At 74.0% G+C, this 25659-nt stretch carries 24 protein-coding genes and 2 tRNA genes; 17 read left to right on the plus strand and 9 right to left on the minus strand.

Features of this window, described 5'->3' with window-relative positions:
• Positions 1-67 precede the first annotated feature (67 nt).
• Positions 68-143, minus strand: a tRNA-Arg gene (locus KDN32_RS01935).
• A gap of 57 nt (positions 144-200) precedes the next feature.
• Positions 201-1718 (minus strand): SulP family inorganic anion transporter, encoded by a 1518-nt coding sequence (locus KDN32_RS01940; RefSeq protein WP_211730437.1) that lies wholly within the window; start codon positions 1716-1718, stop codon positions 201-203.
• Between the two features lie 53 nt (positions 1719-1771).
• On the opposite strand from KDN32_RS01940, the gene KDN32_RS01945 reads away from it, so the two are divergent.
• The 3 genes from KDN32_RS01945 to KDN32_RS01955 all read left to right on the plus strand — a co-directional run bounded on the left by KDN32_RS01945 (position 1772) and on the right by KDN32_RS01955 (position 3757).
• The gene (locus tag KDN32_RS01945; protein ID WP_211730438.1) at positions 1772-2161 is read left to right on the plus strand and encodes a MerR family transcriptional regulator; all 390 of its coding nucleotides are present in this window, start codon (positions 1772-1774) and stop codon (positions 2159-2161) included.
• A 112-nt stretch (positions 2162-2273) separates the two neighbouring features.
• Positions 2274-3551 (plus strand): LCP family protein, encoded by a 1278-nt coding sequence (locus KDN32_RS01950; protein ID WP_307853615.1) that lies wholly within the window; start codon positions 2274-2276, stop codon positions 3549-3551.
• Positions 3548-3757, plus strand: coding sequence for a hypothetical protein (locus KDN32_RS01955; RefSeq protein WP_211730440.1), 210 nt, complete (start codon positions 3548-3550; stop codon positions 3755-3757). The genes KDN32_RS01950 and KDN32_RS01955 overlap by 4 nt, the downstream gene beginning before the upstream one ends.
• A 151-nt stretch (positions 3758-3908) precedes the next feature.
• Here KDN32_RS01955 and KDN32_RS01960 read toward each other — a convergent pair whose 3' ends face one another.
• From KDN32_RS01960 to KDN32_RS01970, 3 genes are read right to left on the minus strand one after another with little or no spacing between them, the layout of a single operon-like run.
• On the minus strand, positions 3909-4289 hold the full coding sequence (locus tag KDN32_RS01960; RefSeq protein WP_211730441.1) for an MscL family protein: 381 nt from the start codon (positions 4287-4289) through the stop codon (positions 3909-3911).
• A 59-nt stretch (positions 4290-4348) separates the two neighbouring features.
• Positions 4349-4978, minus strand: a complete 630-nt coding sequence (locus KDN32_RS01965; protein WP_211730442.1) for an SAF domain-containing protein — start codon at positions 4976-4978, stop codon at positions 4349-4351.
• Positions 4979-5030: 52 nt separating this feature from the next.
• On the minus strand, positions 5031-5351 hold the full coding sequence (locus tag KDN32_RS01970; RefSeq protein ID WP_211730443.1) for an FmdB family zinc ribbon protein: 321 nt from the start codon (positions 5349-5351) through the stop codon (positions 5031-5033).
• Between the two features lie 125 nt (positions 5352-5476).
• On the opposite strand from KDN32_RS01970, the gene KDN32_RS01975 reads away from it, so the two are divergent.
• Positions 5477-8119 (plus strand): penicillin acylase family protein, encoded by a 2643-nt coding sequence (locus KDN32_RS01975; RefSeq protein WP_211730444.1) that lies wholly within the window; start codon positions 5477-5479, stop codon positions 8117-8119.
• A 157-nt stretch (positions 8120-8276) separates the two neighbouring features.
• Here the strand turns inward: KDN32_RS01975 and KDN32_RS01980 are convergent, their stop codons facing one another.
• Positions 8277-8876: a 5-formyltetrahydrofolate cyclo-ligase gene (locus KDN32_RS01980; RefSeq protein WP_307853616.1), complete on the minus strand. Its 600-nt coding sequence runs from the start codon at positions 8874-8876 to the stop codon at positions 8277-8279.
• Between the two features lie 22 nt (positions 8877-8898).
• On the opposite strand from KDN32_RS01980, the gene KDN32_RS01985 reads away from it, so the two are divergent.
• The 11 genes from KDN32_RS01985 (at position 8899) to KDN32_RS02035 (ending at position 19516) form a co-directional block, all read left to right on the plus strand.
• Positions 8899-10302 carry a UTP--glucose-1-phosphate uridylyltransferase gene (locus tag KDN32_RS01985; RefSeq protein ID WP_211730445.1) on the plus strand — a complete coding sequence of 468 codons (1404 nt, stop codon included), beginning with the start codon at positions 8899-8901 and terminating at the stop codon, positions 10300-10302.
• Positions 10295-11524 (plus strand): molybdotransferase-like divisome protein Glp, encoded by a 1230-nt coding sequence (gene glp / locus KDN32_RS01990; protein ID WP_211730446.1) that lies wholly within the window; start codon positions 10295-10297, stop codon positions 11522-11524. The genes KDN32_RS01985 and glp overlap by 8 nt, the downstream gene beginning before the upstream one ends.
• Positions 11524-12015 carry a cyclic pyranopterin monophosphate synthase MoaC gene (gene moaC / locus KDN32_RS01995; RefSeq protein ID WP_211730447.1) on the plus strand — a complete coding sequence of 164 codons (492 nt, stop codon included), beginning with the start codon at positions 11524-11526 and terminating at the stop codon, positions 12013-12015. Before glp ends, moaC begins: the two co-directional genes overlap by 1 nt.
• Positions 12003-12512: a MogA/MoaB family molybdenum cofactor biosynthesis protein gene (locus tag KDN32_RS02000; protein ID WP_211730448.1), complete on the plus strand. Its 510-nt coding sequence runs from the start codon at positions 12003-12005 to the stop codon at positions 12510-12512. The genes moaC and KDN32_RS02000 overlap by 13 nt, the downstream gene beginning before the upstream one ends.
• Positions 12513-12547: 35 nt before the next feature.
• A complete protein-coding gene (locus KDN32_RS02005) occupies positions 12548-13153 on the plus strand; it encodes a GNAT family N-acetyltransferase (protein WP_211730449.1) in 606 nt (201 codons plus the stop codon).
• A gap of 72 nt (positions 13154-13225) precedes the next feature.
• Positions 13226-14122: a divisome protein SepX/GlpR gene (gene sepX, locus KDN32_RS02010; RefSeq protein ID WP_211730450.1), complete on the plus strand. Its 897-nt coding sequence runs from the start codon at positions 13226-13228 to the stop codon at positions 14120-14122.
• Between the two features lie 67 nt (positions 14123-14189).
• Positions 14190-14265: transfer RNA gene (locus KDN32_RS02015), tRNA-Ala, on the plus strand.
• A 382-nt stretch (positions 14266-14647) separates the two neighbouring features.
• On the plus strand, positions 14648-15064 hold the full coding sequence (locus tag KDN32_RS02020; protein WP_211730451.1) for a response regulator: 417 nt from the start codon (positions 14648-14650) through the stop codon (positions 15062-15064).
• A gap of 120 nt (positions 15065-15184) precedes the next feature.
• Positions 15185-18025, plus strand: coding sequence for an amino acid adenylation domain-containing protein (locus tag KDN32_RS02025; protein WP_211730452.1), 2841 nt, complete (start codon positions 15185-15187; stop codon positions 18023-18025).
• Positions 18015-18887: an ABC transporter ATP-binding protein gene (locus tag KDN32_RS02030; RefSeq protein WP_211730453.1), complete on the plus strand. Its 873-nt coding sequence runs from the start codon at positions 18015-18017 to the stop codon at positions 18885-18887. Before KDN32_RS02025 ends, KDN32_RS02030 begins: the two co-directional genes overlap by 11 nt.
• The gene (locus KDN32_RS02035; protein WP_211730454.1) at positions 18884-19516 is read left to right on the plus strand and encodes an ABC transporter ATP-binding protein; all 633 of its coding nucleotides are present in this window, start codon (positions 18884-18886) and stop codon (positions 19514-19516) included. The genes KDN32_RS02030 and KDN32_RS02035 overlap by 4 nt, the downstream gene beginning before the upstream one ends.
• Here the strand turns inward: KDN32_RS02035 and KDN32_RS02040 are convergent.
• The gene (locus tag KDN32_RS02040; RefSeq protein WP_211730455.1) at positions 19503-20180 is read right to left on the minus strand and encodes a Type 1 glutamine amidotransferase-like domain-containing protein; all 678 of its coding nucleotides are present in this window, start codon (positions 20178-20180) and stop codon (positions 19503-19505) included. The genes KDN32_RS02035 and KDN32_RS02040 overlap by 14 nt on opposite strands.
• Positions 20181-20352: 172 nt before the next feature.
• On the opposite strand from KDN32_RS02040, the gene KDN32_RS02045 reads away from it, so the two are divergent.
• Positions 20353-22824, plus strand: coding sequence for a malectin domain-containing carbohydrate-binding protein (locus KDN32_RS02045; RefSeq protein ID WP_211730456.1), 2472 nt, complete (start codon positions 20353-20355; stop codon positions 22822-22824).
• Positions 22825-22879: 55 nt separating this feature from the next.
• Complete coding sequence (locus tag KDN32_RS02050; protein ID WP_211730457.1) at positions 22880-23506, plus strand: hypothetical protein; 627 nt, start codon at positions 22880-22882, stop codon at positions 23504-23506.
• A gap of 105 nt (positions 23507-23611) precedes the next feature.
• Here the strand turns inward: KDN32_RS02050 and KDN32_RS02055 are convergent, their stop codons facing one another.
• Together KDN32_RS02055 and KDN32_RS02060 are read right to left on the minus strand one after the other, a co-directional pair.
• The gene (locus tag KDN32_RS02055) at positions 23612-23839 is read right to left on the minus strand and encodes a hypothetical protein (RefSeq protein WP_211730458.1); all 228 of its coding nucleotides are present in this window, start codon (positions 23837-23839) and stop codon (positions 23612-23614) included.
• 168 nt (positions 23840-24007) lie between these two features.
• Complete coding sequence (locus tag KDN32_RS02060) at positions 24008-25588, minus strand: dolichyl-phosphate-mannose--protein mannosyltransferase (protein ID WP_211732326.1); 1581 nt, start codon at positions 25586-25588, stop codon at positions 24008-24010.
• Positions 25589-25659: the final 71 nt, after the last annotated feature.

A 25659-nucleotide genomic window follows, 5' to 3' on the forward strand; every position in this document is an offset into this window, starting at 1 on the left:
GAACAACGCGTGACGTGGCAGAAAGGCACGGTCGAGATCCGGACCACCTGGGTGGGGGATCGCCGTGTGGTGCCCCAGGCAAGAGTCGAACTTGCGACCTTTCGCTTAGGAGGCGGCTGCTCTATCCACTGAGCTACTGGGGCGGGTGCCGTGCGCGCACGGCGGGAGCATCCTGCCACGAGGTGCGCCCGGGTCGTGCGTCAGTGCGCGGGGAGCGAGCCTGAGAGCCGGGCGTGGCGCTCGGCGCTGGCCGGGTCGAGGCCGGTGATCTCCACGTGGGCGCCGCGGCGGGCGTACTTCGTGGTGATCGCGTCGAGCGCCGCGACGGTCGAGGCGTCCCACACGTGGGCGGCGGACAGGTCGATCGCCACGCGGTCGGGGTCGTGGGCGTAGTCGAACTGCGTGTAGAGGTCGTTGCTGGAGGCGAAGAACAGCTCGCCGGTGACGCGGTAGACCGCGGTCACCGAGCCGTCCGCGTCCTCGACCAGCTCGCGCCGCACGTCGGTGACGTGGGCGACGCGGCGGGCGAAGAGGGTCATCGCGGTCAGCACGCCCACGCCGACGCCGATGGCGAGGTTGTGGGTGGCGACCGTGACCACGACCGTGACGAGCATGACGGTCGTCTCGGAGCGCGGCATCCGGCGCAGCGTCGCAGGGCGGACCGAGTGCCAGTCGAAGGTGCCGACCGACACCATCACCATCACCGCGACCAGCGCGGCCATCGGGATCAGCGCCACGACGTCGCCGAAGCCGACCACGAGCACGAGCAGGAAGGTGCCGGCGAGGAAGGTCGAGAGCCGGGTGCGGGCGCCGGACGCCTTCACGTTGATCATCGTCTGGCCGATCATCGCGCAGCCGCCCATGCCGCCGAAGAGACCGGTGACGAGGTTGGCGCCGCCCTGGCCCCACGCCTCGCGCGTCTTGTCGGACGGCGTGTCGGTGATGTCGTCGACCAGCTTGGCGGTGAGCAGCGACTCGAGCAGGCCGACGAGCGCCATCGCGACCGCGTAGGGCGCGATGATCCGCAGCGTCTCGAGCGTCCACGGCACGCCCGGCAGCCCGAGCGTCGGGAGGCTGTCGGGCAGGCGACCCTCGTCCCCGACGTCGGGGACGCCCGTCCCGGTGGCGAGGGCGTACGCCGTGAGCACGACGATCGCGACCAGGGGCGAGGGCACGGCGGTGGTGAGGCGGGGGAGGCCGACGATGACCGCGATCCCGACTGCCACCATCGGGTAGACCGCCCACGGGACGTCCACGAGGTGCGGCAGCTGGGCGAGGAAGATCAGGATCGCCAGCGCGTTGACGAAGCCGACCATCACCTGGCGCGGGACGAATCGCATCAGCCGGGCCACGCCGAGCAGGCCCAGCGCGACCTGGATCGCGCCGCCGAGCAGCACGGTGGCGACCAGGAAGTCCAGGCCGTGCTCGCGCACGACCGGTGCGACGACCAGCGCGACCGCGCCGGTCGCCGCCGAGATCATCGCCGGCCGCCCGCCGAGGAACGCGATCGCGACGGCCATCGTGAACGACGCGAACAGCCCGACCCGCGGGTCCACCCCGGCGATGATCGAGAACGAGATCGCCTCCGGGATCAGGGCGAGCGCGACCACGAGGCCGGCCAGCGCCTCGGTGCGCAGGCGGGCGGGCGAGCGGAGCGCAGCGAGCACCGACGTGTCGTCGGGCGCGGGCGTCAGGGACGATGGGGCAGCAGCAGGCACGTGGCAGAACCCTACCCTTACGTGAGGGTAGGGTTGGAATCGAGGAGCAGCGCATGACCGAGCAGGCGACGATGCACATCGGCGAGGTCGCCGCGCGCACCGATCTCTCCCTGCGCAGCCTGCGCCACTGGGAGGAGGTCGGGCTGCTCCGCCCGTCGGGCCGCACGGACGGCGGCTTCCGGCTCTACACCGAGGACGACGTCGACAAGATCCTCGTCATCCGCCGGATGAAGCCGCTCGGCTTCAGCATCGAGGAGATGAAGGCGGTGATGGCCGACATCGAGCTGCTCGACGCCGCCGAGCCGACGCCGGGGGAGCGCGAGGCTGCCCGCGAGCGGCTCGGGGCGGTCGGCGAGGACGCCGCGGCGCGGCGCGAGCGCCTGGTGTCCCAGCTCGCGATGGCCGACGAGTTCATCGGGTTGCTGGAGGCCCGCCGGGGCTGACCCGCAGCACATCCGCGCGTGATCCGCCACGCCGTGGAGGGGGTCGGAGTTGCCTTCGTGAAGTAGGTTCGGGTGCGGTCAGTCCTGTCACTCGAGCATCAAGGTGAGCCCCGTGTCCGATGAGTCGCGCCCGGAGTCGACCGACTCCGCACCCAAGCGCCGGGGCAAGGCAGCCCGCAAGCACACCGTCGGACGGGTCATCCTGATCAGCGCCGTCGTGCTCGCGCTCGTGACCGGACTCAGCACCATCTACTTCGTGCGCCACCTCAACGGCAACATCGAGAGCATCGACACCAGCGACCTCGGGGACCGCCCCGAGGAGGTCTACACCGGCAACGGCCAGCCGCTCGACATCCTCGTGATGGGCTCCGACTCCCGCGACTGCGACGGCTGCGGCATCGACTCCGAGGGTGGAGGCGGGTCCGACACCAGCATCCTGGTGCACCTCTCCGCCGACCGGTCCCGGGCGTACGCCGTCTCGATCCCGCGCGACTCCATCGTCGACCGCCCCGAGGACGGCTGCGACTCGCCCGCGGAGACCGACGTGATGTGGAACGCCGCCTACAGCATCGGCGGACCCACCTGCACGCTCCGCCAGCTCGAGGAGATGACGGGGATCCACGTCGAGCACTTCATCGTCGTCGACTTCGCCAGCTTCGGCTCGATGGTCGACGCCGTCGGTGGTGTCGACGTGTGCGTGCCCGAGGACATCGTCGACAAGCCGCACCAGATCTTCGTGCCCAAGGGGAACCCGTCGACCCTCACCGGCGACGAGGCGCTCGACTACGTCCGCGCCCGGTACGTCGGGGACCAGCTGCAGCAGAACGACATCTCCCGCATCCGCCGCCAGCAGGAGTTCATCGGGGCGCTCGTGCGCCAGGTGAAGTCCGCGGGCACCCTCACTCGGCTCGACAAGGTCGTGAAGTTCCTCGACGCCGCCACCAAGGGCCTGACCACGGACTCCGAGTTCGACTCGGTCACCCGCCTCGGCAAGGTCGCGATGCAGCTGCAGAGCATCGGGCTCGACAAGGTCCACTTCGTCACGCTGCCGACCGCCTACTTCACGCGCGACTCCGAGTTCTGGGGCAAGGTCTACTGGACGCCCGAGGCCGAGCAGATCTGGAAGCTGATCAACGAGGACAAGGAGCTTCCGGCGCGCCTGCTCAAGGGCACCTCGGTGAGCGCGGCGCCGCCGGCTGGCTCGGAGTCGCCGTCGCCGTCCGCGGGCGGCTCCGAGTCACCGAGCCAGACTCCCTCCGAGACCCCGAGCGAGACCCCGAGCGAGACCCCCTCGGAGACCCCCAGCGAGACCACGTCGGAGACCCCGACGCCCACGACGCCCACCGAGACCACGGCGCCGGAGGACCAGATCTTCGGGGTGTGTGCGTGACCCCTCCCGCTGAGGACGACCGGTCCGCTCCCGACGCGGAGCGACCGGCGCCCGAGCCGGAGTGGAAGCGTCGGCGCCGCCTCGCGGCCGTCTTCGGCGAGAGCCTGCCTGAGCAGACCAGCGACGACCGCGGGCCGTCGGGGTCGTCGGGCTCTGGCAAGGGCGACGACTGGTACCGCGACCAGGTCCCCCCGCACCACGGCTGACGGCCCGCCCCATCTTCGGGGCATCTGAGGACGTGGTGCAGCGCTGCAGGGTCCCCGGGGCTGCAGGGCGTCCTCAGACAGCGGGGGCGTGCGCGAACGGCCCGCACCCCGACGGGCGCGGGCCGCTGCGTGCGTACGTCGTGTGGCCGGGTCAGGCGGTGGGGGTGGTGCCGCCCTGCGCCTTGAGCAGGTCGCGGATCTCCTCGAGCAGCGCGACGTCGGCGGGGGTGCCGGCGGGCTCGGCGGGGAAGAAGCGGTCCTTGGCCTTGGTGTAGGGCACGACCACGAAGAAGTAGACGACCGCGGCCAGGATGAGGAACGCGACCAGCGCGGTGAGGAACGGGCCGACGAGGACGCCGCCTGGCTTGAGGGTGTCGAAGTTGACCTCGGAGCCGTTCGTCACACGCCCGATGGCGGACAGCAGCATCTCGGTGAAGGCCGTGACGACCGCGGCGAACGACGTGCCGATGATGACCGCGACGGCCAGCTCGACCAGGTTGCCGCGGAGGATGAAGTTCTTGAAGCCGGTCATGCGGTGTCTCCCTCTCGTGTCAGCGCACCGGGGCCCGAGGCGAGCCCGACGCGCTCACGCTAGCGGCTCCACGACACCGTCAGGAACTGTGCCAGCGACGCGGACGTCACGCTGACGGCCTCGGCCGCGGACAGCCCGACCACCACGAGCGCGCCGCCCTGGCCGGTCGGCGCCTCGGGGACGTCCGCGGTGCCGGTCAGGACGCGGACGTCGCGGGCGACCACGCGCGACTCCCCGGTGCCGGGATCGGTGGCGACCAGGTCGACCTCGTCGCCGGGGCGCAGCAGTGCGGCCATGCCGGGGTCGGGCAGCCGCACCGGCAGCACCGTCTCGCCGGGCTGGGCCTCGGCGAGGCCGGGGCCGACCACCCGCGCGTCCGTGAGCACCTCGCCCGACGACAGGGGAGCGGCGAGCACCCGCCCGGCGCCCGCGCGCACAGCGCCCGACGGGACGAGCGCCTCCGGGAACTCGCGCGCCACCAGGTCGTCGGTCGCGAGCGTCGTCCCTGCGGGCAGGTCGCGCGCGGCGACGAGCACCGCGACGCTGGGGGACGGGGGCGGTGCGAGCGCATGGAGGCCCGAGGCGACGGCCGTGGCGGCCAGGGCAGCGGCGATCAGCCGTCGGCGCCGACGGAGCTGGTGGCGTACGGCGCGCAGCCGGCGGCGGGCCGGCGGGAGTCCCGGGAGCATCCGGCGACGGTAGGCCGGATCGCCCGTGGCGCGCGGGCGCTCTCCACAGGGGTCAGCTGGAGGCCGCCGAGGACGAGGACGAGGAGGACGACGTGCTCGACGACGAGGAGCTCGACGAGGACGAGGACGACGAGCTCGACGAGGAGGAGCTGTCCGACGACCCGCTCGACGAGGCCGGGGTCGAGGACGAGGAGGCGGAGCGGCTGTCGGTGCGGTAGAAGCCCGAGCCCTTGAAGACCACGCCGACCGCGTTGAACAGCTTGCGGAGCTTGCCGTCGCACTCCGGGCAGACGGTGAGCGCGTCCTCGCTGAAGCTCTGGAACTGCTCGAAGGAGTGGCCGCACTCGGTGCAGGCGTACTGGTAGGTCGGCATCGTGGTCCTCAGGTCAGTCCGGCGGGAGGCCCGCCGTGGGTGCTTCGGCGATCGGGCAGGGCCGGCGCGACGCGCTGGCACTCTGGCCCTTCGACTGCCAATGGTACGGCACAATGGGTCGGACGATGAGCGAGCAGGCACCCACCCCCGCCCCCGACCCGACTCCCGCCGCCGACGACCCGGGCCGGCGGTCGCGGTGGCAGGCGTTCCGTCGCGCGCCGCGGGCGGTGCGCTGGACCGCGTGGACCGCCCTCGGGCTCGCCGTCGTGCTGCTGGCCCTCGCCGCCACCGCGCTCGTGGTGGTCCGTCGCCCGCTGCCGCAGGCCAGCGGCGAGGCCGAGCTGCCGGGCCTCGGTGCCCAGGTCGAGGTGCTCCGCGACGCCAACGGCATCCCGCAGGTCTACGCCGACACCGACGCGGACCTCATGCGCGCCCAGGGCTACGTCCACGCCCAGGAGCGGTTCTTCGAGATGGACTTCCGGCGCCACGTCACCGCCGGCCGACTCTCCGAGCTGTTCGGCGAGGACACCCTCGAGACCGACCGGTTCATCCGCACGATGGGCTGGCGCCGCGTCGCCGAGCGGGAGTGGGCGCTGCTCGCCCCGGCGACCCGCGACGCGCTCACCGCCTACGCCGAGGGCGTCAACGCCTACCTCGCCGAGCGCAGCCCCTCCGAGCTGTCCGCGGAGTACGCCGTCCTCGGCCTCACCGGCCTCGACTACACGCCCGAGGAGTGGCAGCCGGTCGACTCGCTGGCCTGGCTCAAGGCGATGGCGTGGGACCTGCGCGGCAACATGGACGCCGAGGTCGACCGGGTGCTGCTCTCCCTCGACCACACCCAGGCCGAGATCGACTCGCTCTGGCCCTCCTACCCGTTCGACGAGCACCCGCCGATCGTGTCCGGCGGTGGTGTGGTCGACGGCGTCTTCGAGCAGAACGCCAGCGGCAACGCGACCCGCAACCCCCGCCGTCCGGCGTACCCGCCGCGCGTCGTGGAGGCGCTCGAGCGCGTGCAGGAGCGCGTCGACGCGATGCCGGCCCTGCTCGGCTCCGGGCGCGGCATCGGCAGCAACTCCTGGGTCGTCGACGGCGACCACAGCGCCACCGGGATGCCGCTGCTCGCCAACGACCCGCACCTCGGCATCAGCCAGCCGGGCATCTGGATGCAGATGGGGCTGCACTGCCGCGAGCGCAGCGCGGACTGCACCCTCGACACCTCCGGCTTCACCTTCTCCGGCGTCCCCGGCGTGATCATCGGCCACAACGCCGACATCGCCTGGGGCTTCACCAACCTCGGCCCCGACGTGACCGACCTGTTCCTCGAGCAGACCGACGGTGACGACGCCTACGTCCGCGACGGCGCGTCGGAGCCGATGCAGGTCCGCACCGAGACCATCGAGGTCCGCGGCGCCGACGACGTCGAGCTCCGGGTCCGCGAGACCGTGCACGGGCCGCTGATCAGCGACGTGTCGTCGGAGTTCGCCACGGTCGGTGCCAACGCCCCCACCGACGAGCCCGGCGACCGCGGCAGCGGCTACGCCGTCGCGCTCGCGTGGACCGCGCTCCAACCGGCGCCCACGGCCGACGCGATCCTCGAGCTCAACCGGGCGTCGGACTGGGACGAGTTCCGCGCCGCCGCCGCCGACTTCTCTGTGCCGGCGCAGAACCTGGTCTACGCCGACCGCGAGGGCCACATCGGCTACCAGGCGCCCGGTCGGGTCCCGATCCGGCCGGCCGGCAACGACGGCACGATGCCGGTCGAGGGCTGGGTCAGCGCCAACGACTGGACGGGGGAGTACGTCCCGTTCGACGGCCTGCCGAGCGTGCTCGACCCGGAGGAGGGCTTCATCGCCACCGCCAACCAGGCGGTCATCGGCGAGGACTACCCCTACCTCCTCACCGAGGACTGGGACTACGGCTACCGCTCGACCCGGATCCGCGACGAGCTGGTCGCGGAGGGCGAGCTGTCGGTGTCGGAGATGTCCGCGCTCCAGCTCGACACCGCCAACCCGATGGCCGAGACGCTCGTGCCCTACCTGCTCGACGTCGAGCTGCCCTTCGGCTACTACCGCAACGCGCAGGACCTGCTGCGCGACTGGGACCTCACCTCACCCGCCGACAGCGCGCCCGCGGCGTACTTCAACGTCGTGTGGCGCAACCTGCTCGAGCTGACGTTCCACGACGACCTGCGCCAGCGCACCTGGCCCGACGGCGGCGACCGGTGGTTCCTCGTGGTCAGCCGGATGCTCCAGGACCCGGCCGGGCCGTGGTGGGACGACACGGACACCGACGAGGTCGAGACCCGCGACGACATCCTGCGGCAGGCGATGCTCGACGCGCGCGACGAGCTCACCCGGCGCCAGTCGCGCGACGTACGGCTGTGGGAGTGGGGCCGGCTGCACCACATGGACCTGCACAACGCGACCCTCGGCGAGTCGGGCGTCGGGCTCGTCGAGCGGCTGTTCAACCGCGACGGCTGGGAGGTCGGCGGCGGGTCGTCGATCGTCGACGCCACCTCGTGGAACGCCGTCGACGGCTACGACGTCACCGCAGCCCCGTCGATGCGGATGGTCGTGTCGCTCGCCGACTTCGACGACTCGCGCTGGATCAACCTCACCGGCGTCTCCGGCCACCCCGCCTCGTCGCACTACTCCGACCAGACCGAGCTCTACGTCGCCGGCCGCACCCTGCCGTGGGCGTTCTCCCGCGACGCCGTCGACGCGGCGACCGAGGACCGGCTGGTGCTGAAGCCCGCGGCCTCGGACTGACGGGGGTGTGGTTTCGAGGCTCGCTGCGCTCGCACCTCAACCACCGAGGGTCTGAGCGGTCGGTGGCGTGGCACTCGTCGGTCGAGGTGCGAGGAGCGCCAGCGACGAGCCTCGAGACCTCGCGGGGTGTGGTTTCGAGGCTCGCTGCGCTCGCACCTCAACCACCGAGGGTGACGACCCCCGCCGACGTCAGCGCGAACCCCACCCGCACGTCGTGGTCGTCGGCGGGCACGTCGAGGCCGACCTCGTCGTCGAAGAGGACGACGGCGACGGGGGTGCCGGGCAGGACGCGGGGGAGCGCGCGGTCGTAGCAGCCGCCGCCCTGGCCGAGCCGGGCGCCGGTGGACGACACCGCGGTGCCGGGGACGAGGACCACGTCGGCGCCCGCGATCGCGTCGCGACCGAGCCGGGGGCCGGTCGGCTCGAGCAGCCCGCGCACCGCGGGCGCGAGCGAGTCGCGACCGGCGTACGCCGCCCAGTCGAGGTCGAGGCCCGGCAGCACCACCGGCAGCAGGACCCGCTTGCCGGCGGCCTCGAGCGCGTCGAGCAGCAGGCCGGTGCCGGGCTCGCTGCCCACCGAGACGTAGGCCGCGACGGTGGCCGCGCGACGGACCGGCTCCCACGCCAGCGCGCCCCGGGTGAGGGCCTCCACGTGCAGCGCTGCGGCCTCCAACGGACGACGCCGGCGCGCGGCCTGCAACTGGTCGCGCAGCGCCGTCTTCGCGATCGACCTGTCCCCGCCCGCTGACGTGCCCACCCGAGCAGCCTACGATCGAAGCATGGCAAGCAAGGGCACCGCACACGGCCTGGACCTCGCGCGCGAGAAGATGCGCCAGGCCGGGGTCGACGAGGTCGCGATCGACACGTTCGCGCACTACTACCGGCTCCTCGAGCACGGCGAGACCGGCATGATCGCCGAGGACACCATCGACCCGCTCGACATGGAGGCGCTCGCCGACGTCGAGGTGCCCGACGACGTCGCCGCGGAGGCGATCCGGCACACGGCGGTGATCAAGCTCAACGGCGGGCTCGGCACGTCGATGGGCATGGAGCGCGCCAAGTCGCTGCTGTGCGTGCGCCGCGGCCTGAGCTTCCTCGACATCATCGCCCGCCAGGTGCTCCATCTCCGCAAGGAGTACGACGCCACGTTGCCGCTGCTGTTCATGAACTCCTTCCGCACCTCCGCCGACACCATGGAGGCGCTGGCCCGCTACGACGACCTCGCCGTCGACGGCCTGCCGCTGGAGTTCCTGCAGAACAAGGAGCCCAAGCTGCTCGCCGCCGACCTGGTGCCGGCGGCGTACCCGAAGAACCCCGACCTCGAGTGGTGCCCGCCCGGGCACGGCGACATCTACACCGCGCTGCGCGGCACCGGGCTGCTCGCCCGGCTGCTCGACGCCGGCTACCGCTACGTCTTCGTCTCCAACTCCGACAACCTCGGCGCGGTGCCCGACGCCAAGGTCGCCGGCTGGTTCGCCCAGAGCGGCGCGCCGTTCGCGATCGAGGCGGTCCGCCGCACGCCGTCGGACCGCAAGGGCGGCCACTTCGCCCGCCGCAAGGCCGACGGCCGGATCGTGCTGCGCGAGTCCGCGCAGACCCTCGACGCCGACAAGGAGGCGCTGGCCGACCTCGACCGCCACGTCTTCACCTCGACCAACAACCTGTGGTTCGACGTGCAGGCGATGGTCGACGCGCTCGACGCGCGCGGCGGCATCCTCGGCCTGCCGCTGATCCGCAACGTCAAGCACCTCGACCCGAGCGACCCCTCGACCCCCGAGGTGATCCAGGTCGAGACCGCGATGGGCGCGGCGATCGAGGTCTTCGAGGGAGCCCGCACCATCGAGGTCGGCCGTGACCGGTTCGTCCCGGTGAAGACCACCGACGACCTGCTGGTGCTGCGCTCCGACGTCTACGACCTCGGCAAGGACTTCGTCCTCGACCAGGCGGCCGACGACGTGCCGTACGTCGCGCTCGACGGCGACTTCTACAAGCTGGTCGGCGACTTCGACAAGCGCTTCCCCGAGGGCGCGCCCTCGCTGCGGGAGGCCGACGCGCTGACCGTGAAGGGCGACTGGACCTTCGGCAAGGGCGTACGCGTCGTGGGCGAGGTCGCACTGAGCTCCTCCTCGGCCCGGCGGATCGAGGGCGGCACCGTCCTCGACGACCAGGACGCCGATGCCTGACCTGCTGCCGGTCGCCGACTACGTCGAGCGCATCCTCGCCACCGTCTCGCCCCTGCCCGCCTTCCCCCAGCCACTGATGGAGGCGATGGGCCTCGCGCTGGCCGAGGACGTCGTCGCGCCGATCTCCTTGCCCAGCTTCGACAACTCGTCGATGGACGGCTACGCCGTGGTCGCCGAGGACGTCGCCTCCGCCTCGCCCGAGGAGCCGGTCGTGCTGCCGGTCGTCGGCGAGATCGGCGCCGGGCAGTCCTCGATCCTGGCGCTGTCACCCGGCACGGCCGTGAAGATCATGACCGGCGCGCCGATCCCGACCGGCGCCACCACCGTCGTGCCCTACGAGTGGACGGACCGCGGCGTCGCGTCGGTGCGGATCGAGCGGGCCGCGGCGCCGGGCCAGCACATCCGGCCCACCGGCGACGACATCACCGAGGGCGACATGCTGCTCGAGGAGGGCACCGTCCTCGGCCCGCGCCACCTCGGGATGCTGGCCGCCGTCGGCCGCTCGACCGTCGTCACCCGGCCCCGTCCGCGGGTCGTGGTGATCTCCACCGGCTCCGAGCTCCGCGATCCCGGCACGCCGCTGGGCCGCGACTCGATCTACGACGGCAACTCCTACCTCCTCGCGGCGGCCGCACGCGCGGCCGGCGCGATCGCCTACCGCGTCGGCATCGTGCCCGACGAGACGCACGCCTTCACCGAGGCGCTCAGCGACCAGCTGGTCCGGGCCGACCTCGTCGTCACCAGCGGCGGCGTCAGCGAGGGCGACTTCGACGTGGTGAAGGAGTCGCTGTCGCACCACGGCTCGATGTGGTTCGGCGGGGTCGGGATGCAACCCGGCAAGCCGCAGGGCTTCGGCACGATCGGCGAGGACGACACCCCGGTGTTCACCCTCCCGGGCAACCCGGTCTCCTCCTACGTCTCGTTCGAGATGTTCGTGCTCCCCGCGATCCGCCGGATGATGGGCAAGCTGCCCTACACCCGCCCGACGGCCCGCGCCCGCCTCACCCACGGCATCTCCTCGCCCGACGGCAAGGTGCAGCTGGTGCGCGGGCTCTACGACACCGACCGCGGTGGCGCGTTCGTCTCGCCGGTCGGCGGCCACGGGTCGCACCTGATCGGTGACCTCGCCACCGCCAACTGCCTGATCGAGGTCGCGGCGGACGTGACGTCGGTGGCGGCCGGTGAGATGGTGCAGGTCCGCCGCCTCGACCAGGAGTTCTGATGACCGCCCACGTCCCGGCCGGGCCGGACCGGCTCACCCACGTCGACGAGTCCGGGGCCGCCCGGATGGTCGACGTGTCCGACAAGGCCGTCACCGCGCGTACGGCCTCCGCGTCCGGTCGCGTGCTGGTCAGCGAGGCCGTGGTCGGGCTGCTGCGCGGCGAGGGCGTGCCGAAGGGCGACGCGCTCGCGGTGGCGCGGATCGCCGGGATCATGGGCGCCAAGCAGACGCCGTCGCTGATCCCGCTGTGCCACCCGCTCGCGGTGTCCGGGGTCGAGGTCGACCTCGCGGTCACCGACACGTCCGTGGACATCACCGCCACTGTCCGCACCACCGACCGCACCGGGGTCGAGATGGAGGCGCTGACGGCCGTCACCGTGGCAGCGCTCACGGTCGTCGACATGGTCAAGGCGGTCGACAAGGCCGCGGTCATCACCGACGTACGGGTCGAGACCAAGACCGGCGGGAAGTCGGGGCCATGGAGCCGGTGAGCGAGCCGGCGAGCGAGTCGGTGAGCCTGCCCGCCGCCGTCGTCGTGGCGTCCAACCGCGCCGCGTCCGGCGTCTACGCCGACGAGACCGGCCCGCTGATCGTCGCCTGGCTGCGCGAGCGCGGCTTCGCGTGCGACGAACCGGCGGTCGTCCCCGACGGCGACCCGGTGCGCGAGGCGGTCGCCGCGGCCGTCGCCGCAGGCGCGCGGCTCGTGCTCACCACGGGTGGCACCGGACTGACCCCCACCGACCGTACGCCCGAGGCGACCCGACCGCTCCTGGACCGTGAGGTCCCCGGGATCGCCGAGGCGATCCGCGCGGCGGGTGTCGCGAAGGGCGTCCCGACCGCGATGCTGTCGCGGGGCACCGCCGGCATCGTCGGCGACTGCCTCGTGGTCAACCTGCCCGGCTCGCGCGGCGGCGTGAAGGACGGCCTCGGCGTGCTCGACCCGGTGGTGCGCCACGCGGTCGAGCAGGTCGTCGGCAGCGACCACTGACCTGCCACTCACCGACTCGAGGCGACTGAGAGCACATGACCGCACCCGGCTGGCCCGCTCGTCTGGAGTCCCACGGCGTCGTGGTGCGCGCGCTGCGCCGCGGCGACGCCCGCACGTGGCAGGAGGTCCGCACCCGCAACCACGAGTGGCTGAGCCCCTGGGACGCGACGGTGCCGCCGGGCGCCGAGCCGCGCCCGTCGTCGTACCGCGTGGTGGTGCGGTCCCTGCTCCACCAGGCCGCGCAGGGGCGCTGCCTGCCGTTCGTGATCGAGGTCGGCGGCCGCTTCGTCGGCCAGGTCACGGTCAGCAACGTCGCCCGCGGATCGGCGCAGTGGGCGTCCATCGGCTACTGGGTGAGCGCCGACGTCGCCGGGCGCGGGATCGCGCCGCGCGCGGTCGCGATGGTGATCGACCACTGCCTCGGCCCGGTCGGGCTGCACCGCGTGGAGATCTGCATCCGCCCGGAGAACACCAGCTCGCTGCGGGTGGTGGAGAAGCTCGGCCTGATGGAGGTGGGGTTCGCGCCGCTCTTCCTGCACATCGACGGAGCCTGGCGCGACCACCGGATCTTCGCGGTGACCCGCGAGGAGGCGCCGGCAGGCGTCGAGGTGCGGCTGGGGGCGCACCAGTCACACCAGTAGTCACACCAGTAGTTCTGCGACACACCACTTGACATCCGCCCCGCTCGTGCTCCGCGCTCCTAGGCTTCGTGCGTGGACCTGAGCGCGCTGATCTTCGTGGCCCTCGCCGTCGCGTGGGCCGTCTACCTGATCCCCAAGGCCCTCAAGCACCACGACGAGGTCGTCCGCAGCCGCTCGGTCGAGAAGTTCTCCCACACGATGCGCGTGCTCGCGCGCCGGGAGCCCGTCGACCGCCGCAACGCCCGCCTCGTCGTCGCGCCGATCCGGGCCGCCCTCCGTCCGCCGGTCGAGACCAAGGCCCGCGTGGCCCCCGAGCCGGTCGAGGTCGCGGCGTCGCCCGCCGCCCCCGCCGTGCGTCGTACGCCGTCGCCGCAGGCCGAGCGCGCAGCCGCGCGCCGCGCCGCGAAGCGTCGCCGCAACGTCCTCGCCGTGCTGCTGCTCGCCAACGCCGTCGTCGTCGGCCTCGCGGTCGGCGCGGTCGTCGCCTGGCCATGGACCGCGGTGCCCGCCGGGCTCCTGGTGGCCTGGCTGGTCGCCTGCCGGGTGTCGGTGCGCCGCGAGCGCGCCCACCGCGCCGCCCACCCGACCCGCTCCGCGATCGAGGTCGGCGTCCCGGCCGAGGCCGCCCCGGCCGCCCCGGTCGAGCAGGGCGCCGAGGAGACGGAGTCGACCGGCGAGCACGTGGTCGCCGTGGCCGAGGTCCCGGCCGCGGCCGTCGCCGAGGCGCCCGCCGTCACCACCGGCGAGATCCCGGTCGTCGGCGGCTGGGAGATGGTGCCCACGACCCTCCCGACCTACGTCTCCAAGCCGGCCGCCCAGCGCCGCACGGTCTCCACCATCGACCTCGACTCCACCGGCGTGTGGTCGAGCGGTCGCAGCGACGAGGACTCCGCCCTGGCCCGCTCGGCCGAGGAGTCCGCGCGCTCGGCGCGGGAGTCCGAGGAGCGCCGCCGGGCCTCCGGCGCCTGACCCACGGGTCGATTGGGCCGGCCTCGGGCGGCTCGTGTATCTTTCATCCCGCGTCCTCGGACGCGATGGGGCTGTGGCGCAGTTGGTAGCGCGTCTCGTTCGCAATGAGAAGGTCAGGGGTTCGAATCCCCTCAGCTCCACCACCCTCGAGCGCCCGTCGCCTGGATCCCAGGCGACGGGCGCTCGTGCGTCCGGCGCCGGGCCGAGCGGCTGGTCCGGCGTGCTCGGGCGAAGGGGCCGGCACACGTGTCCGACCTGTCGCCCGGCATCCACCAGCTCGGGGGCGAGAACTCGGACACGTGTACGACGCGGGCGTCGCCACCCCGGACACGTGAGGACAGGTCGACAGGAAGTCACCGGGACCACCCCGCCTAGTCCGTCCGGACTATGCCGACGCCCGGAGGTCCCATCTTTGCCCCGACCGCCTCCCTGGAGGTGTCGCAGGGCCTAGCCTCGACACCGATCTCGGGTGTCCCGTCACCGCGGGACGGGGCAGGCGTTCGACCGAGCGAGAGCAGGTGCACAGTGGCAGAGATCCTGGTGGTCGACGACGAGGACGACATCCGTGAGCTCGTGGCCATGTGCGTCCGCCGCGCCGGCCACACCGCCTGGACCTTCGACGACCCGCACGCCGCCCTGGACTTCGCCACGCGCCGCCCGGAGATCGAGCTCGCGCTGCTCGACTGGAGCATGCCGTCGATGGACGGCGGCGAGCTGTGCGTCGAGCTGCGCGCCGTGCCCCACCTCGCCGAGATCCCGATCCTCGTGGTGACCGCCTACACCGACGAGGAGACCCGCTCGCGCGCCTTCGCGTCGGGCGCCTCCGGCTTCATCGCCAAGCCGTTCAGCATCCAGGTGCTGCAGCAGTACGTCGCCACCGCGATGGCCGGTCCGGAGCAGGACCTGCACGCGCCGGACGAGCTGCCGACGACGCCCGCCTGACCCTCGCGCAGCACACACCCGTCGCCGACCGGCGACGGGTGTTGACACGGCGGCGACGCTGCTGGTTTCTTCGGCAGCGTGCGCGCTCCCGCTCGCGCGCCGCTGCGAGGAGACCGTCCGATGTCGCTGCGCCCGCGTCTGACCGGTCGCGCGGGCACGCCGCTGTGGCGGGCGGCCCCGGGGCGGCTGCTGCGCGACCCGGCCGGGCTGTCGCTGATGGTCGTGATCCTCGCTGTCGTGGGCCTGACGGCCGCCGCGGGACCCCTGCACGACGAGGCCGTGGGCGACGGTGCGCTGCGCACCGTCCTCGCGGCCGTGCCCGACAGGGCGCCGGCCAACCAGCGGGCGGTGGTGCGGCTCAACGCCGCCGTCGGCCCCGGCGTGCCGGTGTGGGACGCGGCGGTGGCAGACCTGGACGCGATCCCGGGCCTGGGGCCGCCCCGGGTGACGGCCCAGTCGATCTCCCCCGAGCTGCACCCCCGGCTGCTCTACGGCCCGGTCGGGCCCCAGCTGCGGACCGCGCGGGGGCGCGCGGCCGTACGCCTCTTCGCCGTGGCCGACCCGGCGTCCGCGGTGGTGCCGACGGGAGGTGCCGCCCCCACGGGCGACGGCCTGTGGTTGCCCGCGCCGGTGGCGGCCGAGCTCGGGGTCGCCGCCGGGGACGAGGTCCGGGTGCGCGTGGCCGGCATCGACGACGCTCCGAAGGCAGTCGCGGTGCCCGTGGCCGGGACCTACGAGGTCGCCGGGGACGGACGTACGCCCGTCTCGCCGGCCGGCTCCCGGCTCTGGCGGGAGCTGGCCGACGAGGGGTTCCCCACCGACAGCGACCTCGAGACGCTGCGGGCCCACCTCGCCGTGGCCGACCTCGACACGGTCGGCGCGCTGGCGACCGCCATCGGCGACGACCTGCTCTGGTCGGCCCAGCTCGCGCCGGTCGCCGACCGTCCGCGCCTCGCCCCCATGAGAACCACCGCGCAGGAGGTGCGTGACGTCCGCCAGGTGCTGGCCGGTCGCCGTGACCTCGACGACCTCCCGGCCTCCGTCCGGCCGGGGCTGGCGTCCGGGATCGAGCAGGTCGTGGGCGACGCCGACGAGCTGGCCGCGGCCACGCGCAGGGGCACGGCCGTCACGACGCGCGCCGGGCTCGCCCTCGCCCTCGTGCTGGTGCTGGCGGCGACCGGCCTCGCGCTGGCGCGGCGGCGGCGGGAGGTGGCGCTCGCGGCCGGGACCGGCCGGCACCCCGCCTCGACCGGCCTGCTCCACGCCGTCGAGCTGCTGCCGGCCGCGGTCGTCGGTGGGCTCGCCGGGTGGTGGCTCGCCCGGCGCCTCGTGGGGCTGGCGGTGCCGGGGATCGTCCCGTCCGCCGCGGCGATCCGGGAATCCGCCGTGTGGGCCGTCGGCGCCGTCGCGGCGGGACTGGTGGTCGCGGCGGGAGGGGCCGCCGTCGTCGCGTGGAGCGGCGCGCGGCGCCTGTCCGGCCACCCGCCCGCCCGGGCCCCGTGGCGGGTCGTGCTGGTGGTGGCCGCAGCAGCCGCCACCACCGGCCTGCTGACCCGACCGGCCGCGACGTCCGACCCGCTCGGGCCGCTCGACCTGCTGGTCCCGTCGCTCGTCGTCGCGGCGGTCGTCGCCGTCGGCACACGCGTCGCGTACGCCCTGCTCCGCACCCGTGCGGGCCGAGGACGCCGGCCGGGCAGAACCGGCCTGGCGCCGTGGCTGGCCCGGCGTCGGCTGGGCGCTCCGGACGCCGCCCGGGAGCTGACGACGACCGTGGCCGCCACCGGGCTCGGGCTGCTCGTCTTCTCGGTGGCCGCGCTCGCCTCGCTCGACGACACCCTGGCCGACCGGGCGGCGGTGGCCGTCGGAGCCGACACGGTGCACCGGGTCCCCGCGTCCTGGGTCCTCGACCCCGACGCCCCGGTGCAGGCCGAGCCGGGCGAGCTCGGTCGGCCCCCGGATCCCGACGACGTCCCCGACGCACGCGTCCCACCGCTGCCCGACGGGCTCAGCACGGTCTGGCGCACCCGCCCGGTGGTGGGCACGACCGGGCTGCGCCTCGAGGTGATGGCGATCGACCCGGACAGCCTCGTCGACGCGGCCGACTGGGGCGCTCCGGGCGGGCCCGTCGACGACAGCAGGGCGCTGCTCCCCGACCTCGCGAGCGACGGCGGTCCGGTGCCGGCGCTGCTGGTCGGGGACGTGGGGTCCCTGGACGTCGAGGTCGGCTCGGTGCTCACCCTCGACACCCGGTTCTTCCCCGTCATCGTCCAGGTCGTCGCCGCGCCCGACGCGTTCCCCGGGGTGGGCGCCGGTCCGGCGACCCTCGTGGTCGACGCGGGGGCGTTCCTCGGCGAGGGCGGCAACGACGACCCGCGCCTCCGGCCGTCGCCCCAGGCCCAGTTCGTCGACACCCGGGAGTTCCGCACCGACCTCTGGGCCGCTCCGGGCACCGACCCGCTCGCGGTCCTCAGCGCGGCCGAGGTCGAGCCCGACCTCGTGGGTTCGGTCGACCAGGCACGCGCCGCTCCTGCGTGGGTCGCCGCCACCGAGTCGCGTCGCTACCAGGTCGGGCTCGGGGCCCTGCTGGGCCTGCTCGGGGTGGCCGCGGTCGCGCTCGGCGCCGTGCGCGCCGCGCGGCGGGCGCCTGCCGCCGACCGGGTGCTGGCCCTCGTCGGTGCGCGGGCGGGCGCGCCGGCACGTGCCCGCGTCCTGGAGGTCGTGGTCGTCGTGGCGGTCTGCCTCGCCGTCGCGGTCGTCGCGGTGCTGGCCGTGCGGCCCCTCGGCCCGGTGCTGCTCGAGCCGGGCGACGGCGGACTGCCCGACGCGGCGCTCGAGCTGCCGGCGGTCGCCTGGTGGACCGCAGCGGGCTGGCTGGCGACGTCGCTGGCCGTGGCGGTGGGGTCCTCGCTCCTCGTCGCGTCGGACCGCAGCGGGGCGGAGGTGCTGCGCGGTGAGGACTGACACGAGCCCGCCCGACCCGGTCGAGGTCGCTCGCTGCCTCGGGCTGGTGCGCCTCTACCCGGGCTCGACCGGCGAGGTGGCCGCGCTGCGCGGGGTGGACGCGTCGTTCTCCTCGCACAGCGTGACCGCGCTGACCGGTCCGTCCGGCAGCGGGAAGTCCACCCTGCTCGCGCTGCTGGCCATGCGCGACCGTCCCGACGGCGGCACGGTCACGGTCCTCGGCCACGACGTCGCCTCGCTGTCGGGCCGCGACCGGCGGCGGCTGGCCCGCACGGGCGTCACGTGGGCGCCCCAGCGCCCCACCGACGGGCTCTTCCCGCACCTGAGCGCCGCGCAGAACCTCGAGCAGGCCGCCCGCTGGCGCGGGGCGCCGCGCGCGGAGGTGGGCACCCTCCTGCGCCGGCTCGGGCTCGAGGAGGTCGCGGACGTACGCGCCTCGCGGCTGTCCGGCGGCGAGCAGCAGCGGGTCGCGGTGGGCTGCGCCTGCATCGGGTCGCCGCCGCTGGTCCTCTGCGACGAGCCGACCGCCGAGCTCGACGAGGACACCGCCGCGCTCGCGCTCGCCGCGCTGCGCGACGCGGCGCGCTCCGGCAGCGCCGTGGTGGTCGCCACCCACGACCCCGACGCCGTCGCCGCCAGCGACCGCGTGGTCGGGCTCCGCCACGGCGTGCTCGGCACCGAGCAGGCGGTCGGCGCGACCGTGCATGCGGCGATCGACCGGGCCGGGCGGCTCCAGCTCCCCCCGGCGGCACTCACGCTGTTCCCGGACCAGCGCGCCGTGGTCCGGGTGGAGGGGGACCGCGTGGTGCTCGAGCCCCCGGACCGGACCGGCCCTGCCGACACGGGTGGTGAGCGGTCGTGAGCGCCCAGGCGGTGGTGGAGGCGCGCGACGTCACCCACGCCCACCGGGCCGGCGGCCGCCCGGTGCTCGACGGGGTGTCGTTCTCGGCCGCGCACGGTGAGGTCGTGGTCGTGGAGGGCCGCTCGGGATCGGGGAAGTCGACCCTCTGCCAGCTCCTCGCCGGCCTCGAGGCGCCCGACGGCGGCACGGTGCTGGTCGACGGGCAGGAGGCCCACCGCCTCCACGACTGGGCGCGGATCGGGCTGATGCCGCAGCGCCTCGGGCTCGCCGAGGAGCTCACCGTCGCCGAGAACGTCTGGCTGCCCTGCTGGGTGCGGGGGCTGCCCGAGCCGATGGACCTGCTCGAGTCGCTCGACGTGGCCCACCTCGCCGGACGGCTCGGCGGTCAGGTCTCGCGGGGCGAGCAGCAGCGCGTCGCCCTGGCCCGCGCCGCCGTGCTGGGTCCCGTGCTGGCGGTGCTGGACGAGCCCACCAGCCACCAGGACGAGGAGCACGCCGCGGTCGTGGTCGACCGGGTCGTGTCGCTGGCGCGGGAGGGGACGACGGTGGTCGTGGCCAGCCACGACCCGCAGCTGCGCGACGTCGCCGACCAGGTCGTACGCCTCCGCGCGGGGGTCAGGCGGGAGTGACCGGGCCGGCCCCGAGCAGGTGCCACTCGCCCTCCGAGACGACCTCCACGCGGTCGCCGTCGACGACGACCGCCGACTGCTCGTCGAGGACGTAGCCCGGGTTGCCGAGCCCGGCGGCCCACTCCCGGGCGGCCTCGAGGGTGTTGCCGGGGAAGAGGCCGAGGTGCGGGAAGACCGAGAAGTCGACCAGCCCCAGCGCGGTGTCCGGCTCATCGGGCCGCCACTCCACGAAGAGCTCGCCGATGCGCGGTGTCATCACCATGCTGCCGGCGCTGACGCCCACCCACACCGTGTCCTCCAGCCGCGGGAGGACGTCGAGCAGGCCCGACTCGCGGACCCAGTGGGCGAGGTAGACCGCCTCCCCGCCGTCGACGAGCAGCACGTCGGCCGCCTCCACCCACGGCACCCACCGCGCCGGGTCGATCGTCGGCAGGGCGGTCAGCTCCAGCACCCCCACCGACGCCCACCCGAGGCCGGTCATCGTGGGAGGCGTCCGGTCGGTCACGAACGCGCGCAGGGACTCCGGGCCGCACATCGGGTGGCCCCACTGCGCGGACGGGATCGCCAGCGCTGTGGCCTCCTCGACGGGCTTGCCCAGCAGGTCGACGAGCGCGGAGCGGATGCTGGCGTTGGTGACGCCCCCCGAGGTCAGCAGCAGCTTCATCGCGTCATCGTGGCACGGCCACCGCCCCGCACGGCCCGGCCGAGTACCTGAAATCGGTGGTGGTCGGGAAGCATGGCTCGTCCGGGGCGGGGGCGCGCCTACGGTCACCCGGCGAGCCGTACGCGCCGGACTCGCACCGACCCCCCCACGGCGCGGGAACCCGGAGCACGGCATGGGCACCACCCGGACCACCTTCTGCGCGGGGCTCGCAGCCTCGTCGCTCGCCCTCGCCGCAGTCGCCGCGGCGCCGGCGCTCGCGGTCAACGCCGACCACGGAGACCGGATCGTCGCCGCGCGCCCGGTGACGACCACCCCGCACGTCATGAACGGCGCCGTCACCGGGATCACGCAGGTCGGCAACACGGTCGTGGTGGTCGGCACCTTCACCCGTGTCAGCCCGGCCAGCACCTTCTCCAGCACCGCCGACGACCTGGTCCGCAACCGGGTCTTCGCCTTCGACGCGACGACCGGCGTGATCGACCCGGCCTTCAACCCCAACCTCGGTGGCGCGGCCAACTCGGTGACGACCGACGGCACCAGCGTGTGGGTCGGCGGCGCGTTCACGTCCGTGGGCGGCAACACCGCGATCAAGCGGGTGGTCAAGCTGACCGCCTCGGGCGCCGTCGTCAGCGGCTTCCGGTCGGTGCCCAACAAGCCGGTCAACGAGGTCGTCTACAGCAACGGCCGGGTCTACCTCGGCGGCTCCTTCACCTCCGTGGCGTCCGGGACGACGTCGGCACGCGCGGCGCTGGCGGCCGTCGACCCGACCACGGGCGCCACGCTCGCCGGGGTCAACGTGCCGTTCACCGGTGTCTACGACCCCGCGAACGGAGGCGGCGGGACCACCAACATCACCCGCTTCGACGTCTCGCCGGACGGCTCGCGCCTGGCCGCCGTCGGCAACTTCGCGACCGTGGGCGGGCTGCCGCGCGTGCAGGTGGCCCTGCTCGACACCAGCGGCTCGACGGCCTCCGTCGCGTCGTGGGCCACCAACCGCTACGACCGCGCCCACAACAGCTGCGCGAGCGTCTTCGACACCTTCACCCGCGACGTCGACTTCTCGCCCGGCGGCGACTTCTTCGTGGTGTCGGCCACCGGCGCCTTCGCCGGCGGTGCCGCCAGCGGCACCATGTGCGACACCGTCACCCGGTGGGACACCGCCAGCACCGGCAACGACCCGGCGTGGTCGGACTACACCGGCGGCGACACGACCTACGGCGTCGCCGTGACCGGCAGCGCGGTCTACGTCGGCGGCCACATGCGCTGGCAGAACAACCCCTTCCAGGGCGACCAGGCCGGCCCGGGTGCGGTGCCGCGGGAGGGCATCGCCGCCCTCGACCCGGTCAACGGCCTGCCGCTGTCGTGGAACCCGGGCCGCGCGCGTGGCGTCGGCGCCCAGGCGCTGTTCGCCACCGCCCAGGGGCTGTGGGTCGGCAGCGACACCACCCGCATCGGCGGCGTCCAGCGGGGCCGCCTGGCGTTCATGCCGCTCGCCGGTGGCACGCAGGTCCCGAGCGTGGCTCCCGCCGCCCTCCCCAACGACCTGTTCCTGGCCCAGCGCACGTCCGGCGCGGCCGGCAACGTGCTCTACCGGGTCGACGCGGCCGGGCCGGCGGTCCAGGCCGGCGACGGCGGCCCCGACTGGACGACCGCCGACGGCTTCGTCAGCGGCGGCAACGTCGCCGACTGGGGCGCCACCGTCCCGCGTGACGCGACGGTCCCGGCCGGGACGCCCGCCGACCTCTTCGCCGCCGAGCGGTGGGCGCCGCAGGACTGGAACTTCCCGGTCGCGGCCGGCCGGCACCTGACCGTGCGGCTCTACTTCGCCAACCAGTACGACGGCACCGCGCAGGTCGGCCAGCGGGTCTTCGACGTGCTCGTCGACGGCGTGACCCGCCTCGACGACTTCGACATCGTCGCGGCGGCCGGCAACAAGACCGGCACGATGCGCTCGCTCGCGGTCACCAGCGACGGCGACGGGCTCGACATCGACCTGCGCGCCGTCGTCGAGAACCCGCTCATCAACGCCATCGAGGTCCTCGACGCCGACGTGCCCGCGGGCACCGGCACCGCCGGCGTGCTGCTGCGCCGCGGCGTCGACGCCTCCGCCGCCCCGACCGGACCCGCGACGACCGCCAACACGTCGCTCGACTGGTCGACCGTGCGCGGGGCCTTCGTCGTCAACGGCTCGGTCTTCTACGGCCTCCCGGACGGCCGGCTCTACCGCCGCACGTTCAACGCCACCACCGGCGCGACGGGCGCCCAGCAGGTCGTCAACCTCTACGACGACCCCGACACCGGCGAGCGGATCCCCTTCGCGATCTCCAACCTCACCGGGATGGCCTACGACACCGGCACCCACCGGATCTACTACACCGTCTTCGGCGACAGCCGCCTGCACTACCGGTACTTCACGCCGGAGAGCTCGGTGGTGGGGGCCCAGGACTTCATCGGCGACAACGGCGGGGTCGACCTCTCCCGGGTCGCCGGGATGACCCTGGCCGGCGGGCGTCTCCTCTACGGCTCCTCGGCCGACGGTGCGCTCCGCTCGGCGCCCTTCGCCGGCGGCCGGGTCACCGGGGCGCCGGTGGTCACCAGCAACGACGGCAGCTGGCGCTACCGCGCCATCTTCACCGCTCGCTGAGCCGGACTCGTCGGTGCGCCCACCACGACGGCGGGCGCACCGCTACGGTCGGCACGTGAGCGACCACCAGCCGATCCACGTGGTGAGCACGTCCGCGGCAGCGGCGGACGTCGACCGGCTGCGCGCCCGCCTGGGCCGCGACGTGCTCGTCCTGACCGCGCCGACCGCGGAGGCGCGGCGCGTGGTGGAGCCGCTGGTGCGGGGTCGCGGCGGCACGACGACACGGCCCGACGTCGCGCTGGCCCCGGTGCGGTTCCCCGACGTCGACCGCGGCCACCGCCTCGACGACCTGGTCCGCGCCCACGCCGTGCACGACCGGTTCCGCGACGTGGTGGTCGTCGCCGACCCCGCCACGGTGACGCTGCTGCTGCGGGTCCTCGCCCCTGACCAGCTCCCCGAGGAGGGCCCGGTCACGCGGGTCGGCCTGCCGCGCGGCGAACGGCCGGTGCCGTTCGTCCCGACCCTCGTCGCGGGCGCCGGGCTCGCGGCCGTGTTCGGCCTGCTCGGCACCGTCCTGGCGTGGTGGGTCGCGCCGCTGCTGGTCGTCCTGGCCGGGCTGGTGCTGCTGGTGGTCCCGGGTCAGCGCACCTGGGGGCTCACCGTGCTGGCGGCGTCGGGGATCGCCGCCGTCGTGGACTTCCTGGCCATCGCCGGGTCGTCCCGCTTCCCCGGTACGTGGTGAGCCGGGACTGGACTGCGGAGCGCGCCTGGCGGCTACGTGCGGGCGCCCGTGAGTCCCGCCCGGGCTGGATCGGGCGGGACGCGCGGGTGCACGGGTCCGGGGGCCTCAGCCCTTGCGCGGACCGAACAGCAGCGAGCTCACCGAGCGGCGGGGCCGGGGGAGCGGCGGGGCGGGGAACCACGCGTCGACCTTGCGGCCGGTGGCGTTGAAGCCCTCGTGGAAGACGTAGTTGAGCCCGCACTCGCAGACCCAGCGCTCGCCGGTCTCGAACGTCGCGTCCGCGCGCGGCGCGGCGTCGGTCTCCAGGCAGATGTGCAGCAAGGTGGAGCCCATCGCAAACCCTCCCCGGGGGTCGTGTGACGACCAGTGTTCGAACGCCACCGGTGGTGGCTCGGACCATCGTGGGGCCGAAAACGTCCCCCCGGACGCGACGAGAGCAAAGATTCCGTCGATCTTGACGATTTCTGGGACTTTCGCGTCCGGGTGGGCTAGCGACGTGCGTCAGATCCAGCGCCGGAACCAGATCCGGGCGTCCCACTCGGACTTGGTGAGCAGCGTGTCGGTCCAGATCGGCCAGAACCACGCGAACGCCACGATGGCCAGGACGGTCACGGTGCCGGCGGCGACGACCCCGAGCGTACGGCGGGGTCCGGGCGCCGCCGACGGCCCCACGAGGTGTCCCATCGCGAGCGCGAGGGACAGCACGAGGAACGGCAGGCAGGCGATGGCGTAGAAGACGAAGATCGGGCGGTCGTCGTAGAGGAACCACGGCAGCCAGGTCGTGGCCAGACCGACCACCGCGACCCCGTGACGCCAGTCGCGCGCGCCGATCCACAGCACCAGCGACGCCACCATCGCCAGGCAGCCGGCCCACCACACGACCGGGTTGCCGAGCAGCAGGACCTGCCGGATGCAGCTCGAGCCGCTGGGCGCGTCGCACCCCTGCGAGCCCGGCTGGATGTCGGTCTGCGCGTCGACGCCGACCGGGCGCCCCATCACCAGCCAGGTCGAGGGCTTGGAGGCGTAGACGTGGGTCGAGTCGTTGAGGAAGTGGCTGTGGAAGGTGTAGACGTCGTGGTGGTAGTACCAGAGCGAGCGCAGCGACTGCGTCACCTCGCCGAAGCCGCTCGCGTCCGGCTCGGTCGCGGTCGGCCACTGCTCGCCGCCGGCGTACGTCGTGTACTGCGTGTTGCTGAGCGCCTGCTCGTAGGCGTCGGCGTGCATCAGCCACCCCGTCCACGACGCGACGTAGGTGGCGAGGGCGACGCCGACGAGCGCGAGGAACGCCGGCACGCCGTCGAGCACCACCGAGCGCACCAGCGGACGGCGCTCGCCGAAGGCGCGACGGGCGCCCGCGCTCCAGATCCACGCCAGCAGGCCGAAGGCCGCGAGCGGGTAGATCGCCGACCACTTGGTGCCGCACGCGAGGCCGAAGGAGAGCCCGCCGAGCAGCAGCCAGGGCCGCCACCACGACTGCCACCAGCGCCCCGTGCGCCCGGCGGCGAGCCGGTCGCGGAGCCACTGCCGGTCCGCGACCACGCAGTGCACGCCGCACAGGATGAAGAAGGCGAGGAAGATGTCGAGCAGCGCCAGCCGCGACAGCACCAGCTGGAGGCCGTCGAGGGACAGCAGCAGCCCGGCGACCAGTCCGACCGTGGTGGAGCCGCTCACCCGGCGCACGAAGCGGCACATCACCAGCACCATCAGCGAGCCCACGACGGCCGAGGCGGTGCGCCAGCCGGTCGGGTCCATCCCGACGACCTTCTCGCCGAGGGCGATCAGCCACTTGCCGACCTCGGGGTGGACGACCATCGAGGGCCCGTCCTGCCAGAGCCCCGTCACCTGGCCGTTGAGGATCGTCTTGTCGGCGTCCTCGACGTAGGTGCGGACGTAGCCGAAGTGCAGCAGCGACCACGCGTCCTTGGCGTAGTAGGTCTCGTCGAAGGAGAACTGGTGCGGCGTGCCGAGGTGCCAGCGGCGCAGGAAGAAGGCGAGCGCGGCGAGGCAGATCGCCCCGACCCAGCCGATCGCCGGGTCCTCCGACCGCCAGCGTGGGCGGTTGCGCTCCGCTGCGGTCGGCATCACGCGGGAACTCTAACCACGGACCCCACCCGCGGGCGGGCGCCGCGGGCCGGACACGGCCTGCGATGATC

Source organism: Nocardioides palaemonis, from assembly GCF_018275325.1.
GTDB lineage: Bacteria > Actinomycetota > Actinomycetes > Propionibacteriales > Nocardioidaceae > Nocardioides > Nocardioides palaemonis.

Excerpts from the sequence above, each read along its gene's own strand:
- glp (WP_211730446.1), top strand. The coding sequence starts at position 10,295 with ATGCCTGACCTGCTGCCGGTCGCCGACTACGTCGAGCGCATCCTCGCC.
- KDN32_RS01945 (WP_211730438.1), top strand. The coding sequence starts at position 1,772 with ATGACCGAGCAGGCGACGATGCACATCGGCGAGGTCGCCGCGCGCACC.
- KDN32_RS02025 (WP_211730452.1), top strand. The coding sequence starts at position 15,185 with ATGTCGCTGCGCCCGCGTCTGACCGGTCGCGCGGGCACGCCGCTGTGG.
- KDN32_RS02000 (WP_211730448.1), top strand. The coding sequence starts at position 12,003 with ATGGAGCCGGTGAGCGAGCCGGCGAGCGAGTCGGTGAGCCTGCCCGCC.
- KDN32_RS01965 (WP_211730442.1), bottom strand. The coding sequence starts at position 4,978 with ATGCTCCCGGGACTCCCGCCGGCCCGCCGCCGGCTGCGCGCCGTACGC.
- KDN32_RS01975 (WP_211730444.1), top strand. The coding sequence starts at position 5,477 with ATGAGCGAGCAGGCACCCACCCCCGCCCCCGACCCGACTCCCGCCGCC.
- moaC (WP_211730447.1), top strand. The coding sequence starts at position 11,524 with ATGACCGCCCACGTCCCGGCCGGGCCGGACCGGCTCACCCACGTCGAC.
- KDN32_RS02060 (WP_211732326.1), bottom strand. The coding sequence starts at position 25,588 with ATGCCGACCGCAGCGGAGCGCAACCGCCCACGCTGGCGGTCGGAGGAC.
- KDN32_RS01985 (WP_211730445.1), top strand. The coding sequence starts at position 8,899 with ATGGCAAGCAAGGGCACCGCACACGGCCTGGACCTCGCGCGCGAGAAG.
- KDN32_RS02045 (WP_211730456.1), top strand. The coding sequence starts at position 20,353 with ATGGGCACCACCCGGACCACCTTCTGCGCGGGGCTCGCAGCCTCGTCG.
- KDN32_RS02040 (WP_211730455.1), bottom strand. The coding sequence starts at position 20,180 with ATGAAGCTGCTGCTGACCTCGGGGGGCGTCACCAACGCCAGCATCCGC.
- KDN32_RS01970 (WP_211730443.1), bottom strand. The coding sequence starts at position 5,351 with ATGCCGACCTACCAGTACGCCTGCACCGAGTGCGGCCACTCCTTCGAG.
- KDN32_RS02055 (WP_211730458.1), bottom strand. The coding sequence starts at position 23,839 with ATGGGCTCCACCTTGCTGCACATCTGCCTGGAGACCGACGCCGCGCCG.
- KDN32_RS01960 (WP_211730441.1), bottom strand. The coding sequence starts at position 4,289 with ATGACCGGCTTCAAGAACTTCATCCTCCGCGGCAACCTGGTCGAGCTG.
- KDN32_RS02005 (WP_211730449.1), top strand. The coding sequence starts at position 12,548 with ATGACCGCACCCGGCTGGCCCGCTCGTCTGGAGTCCCACGGCGTCGTG.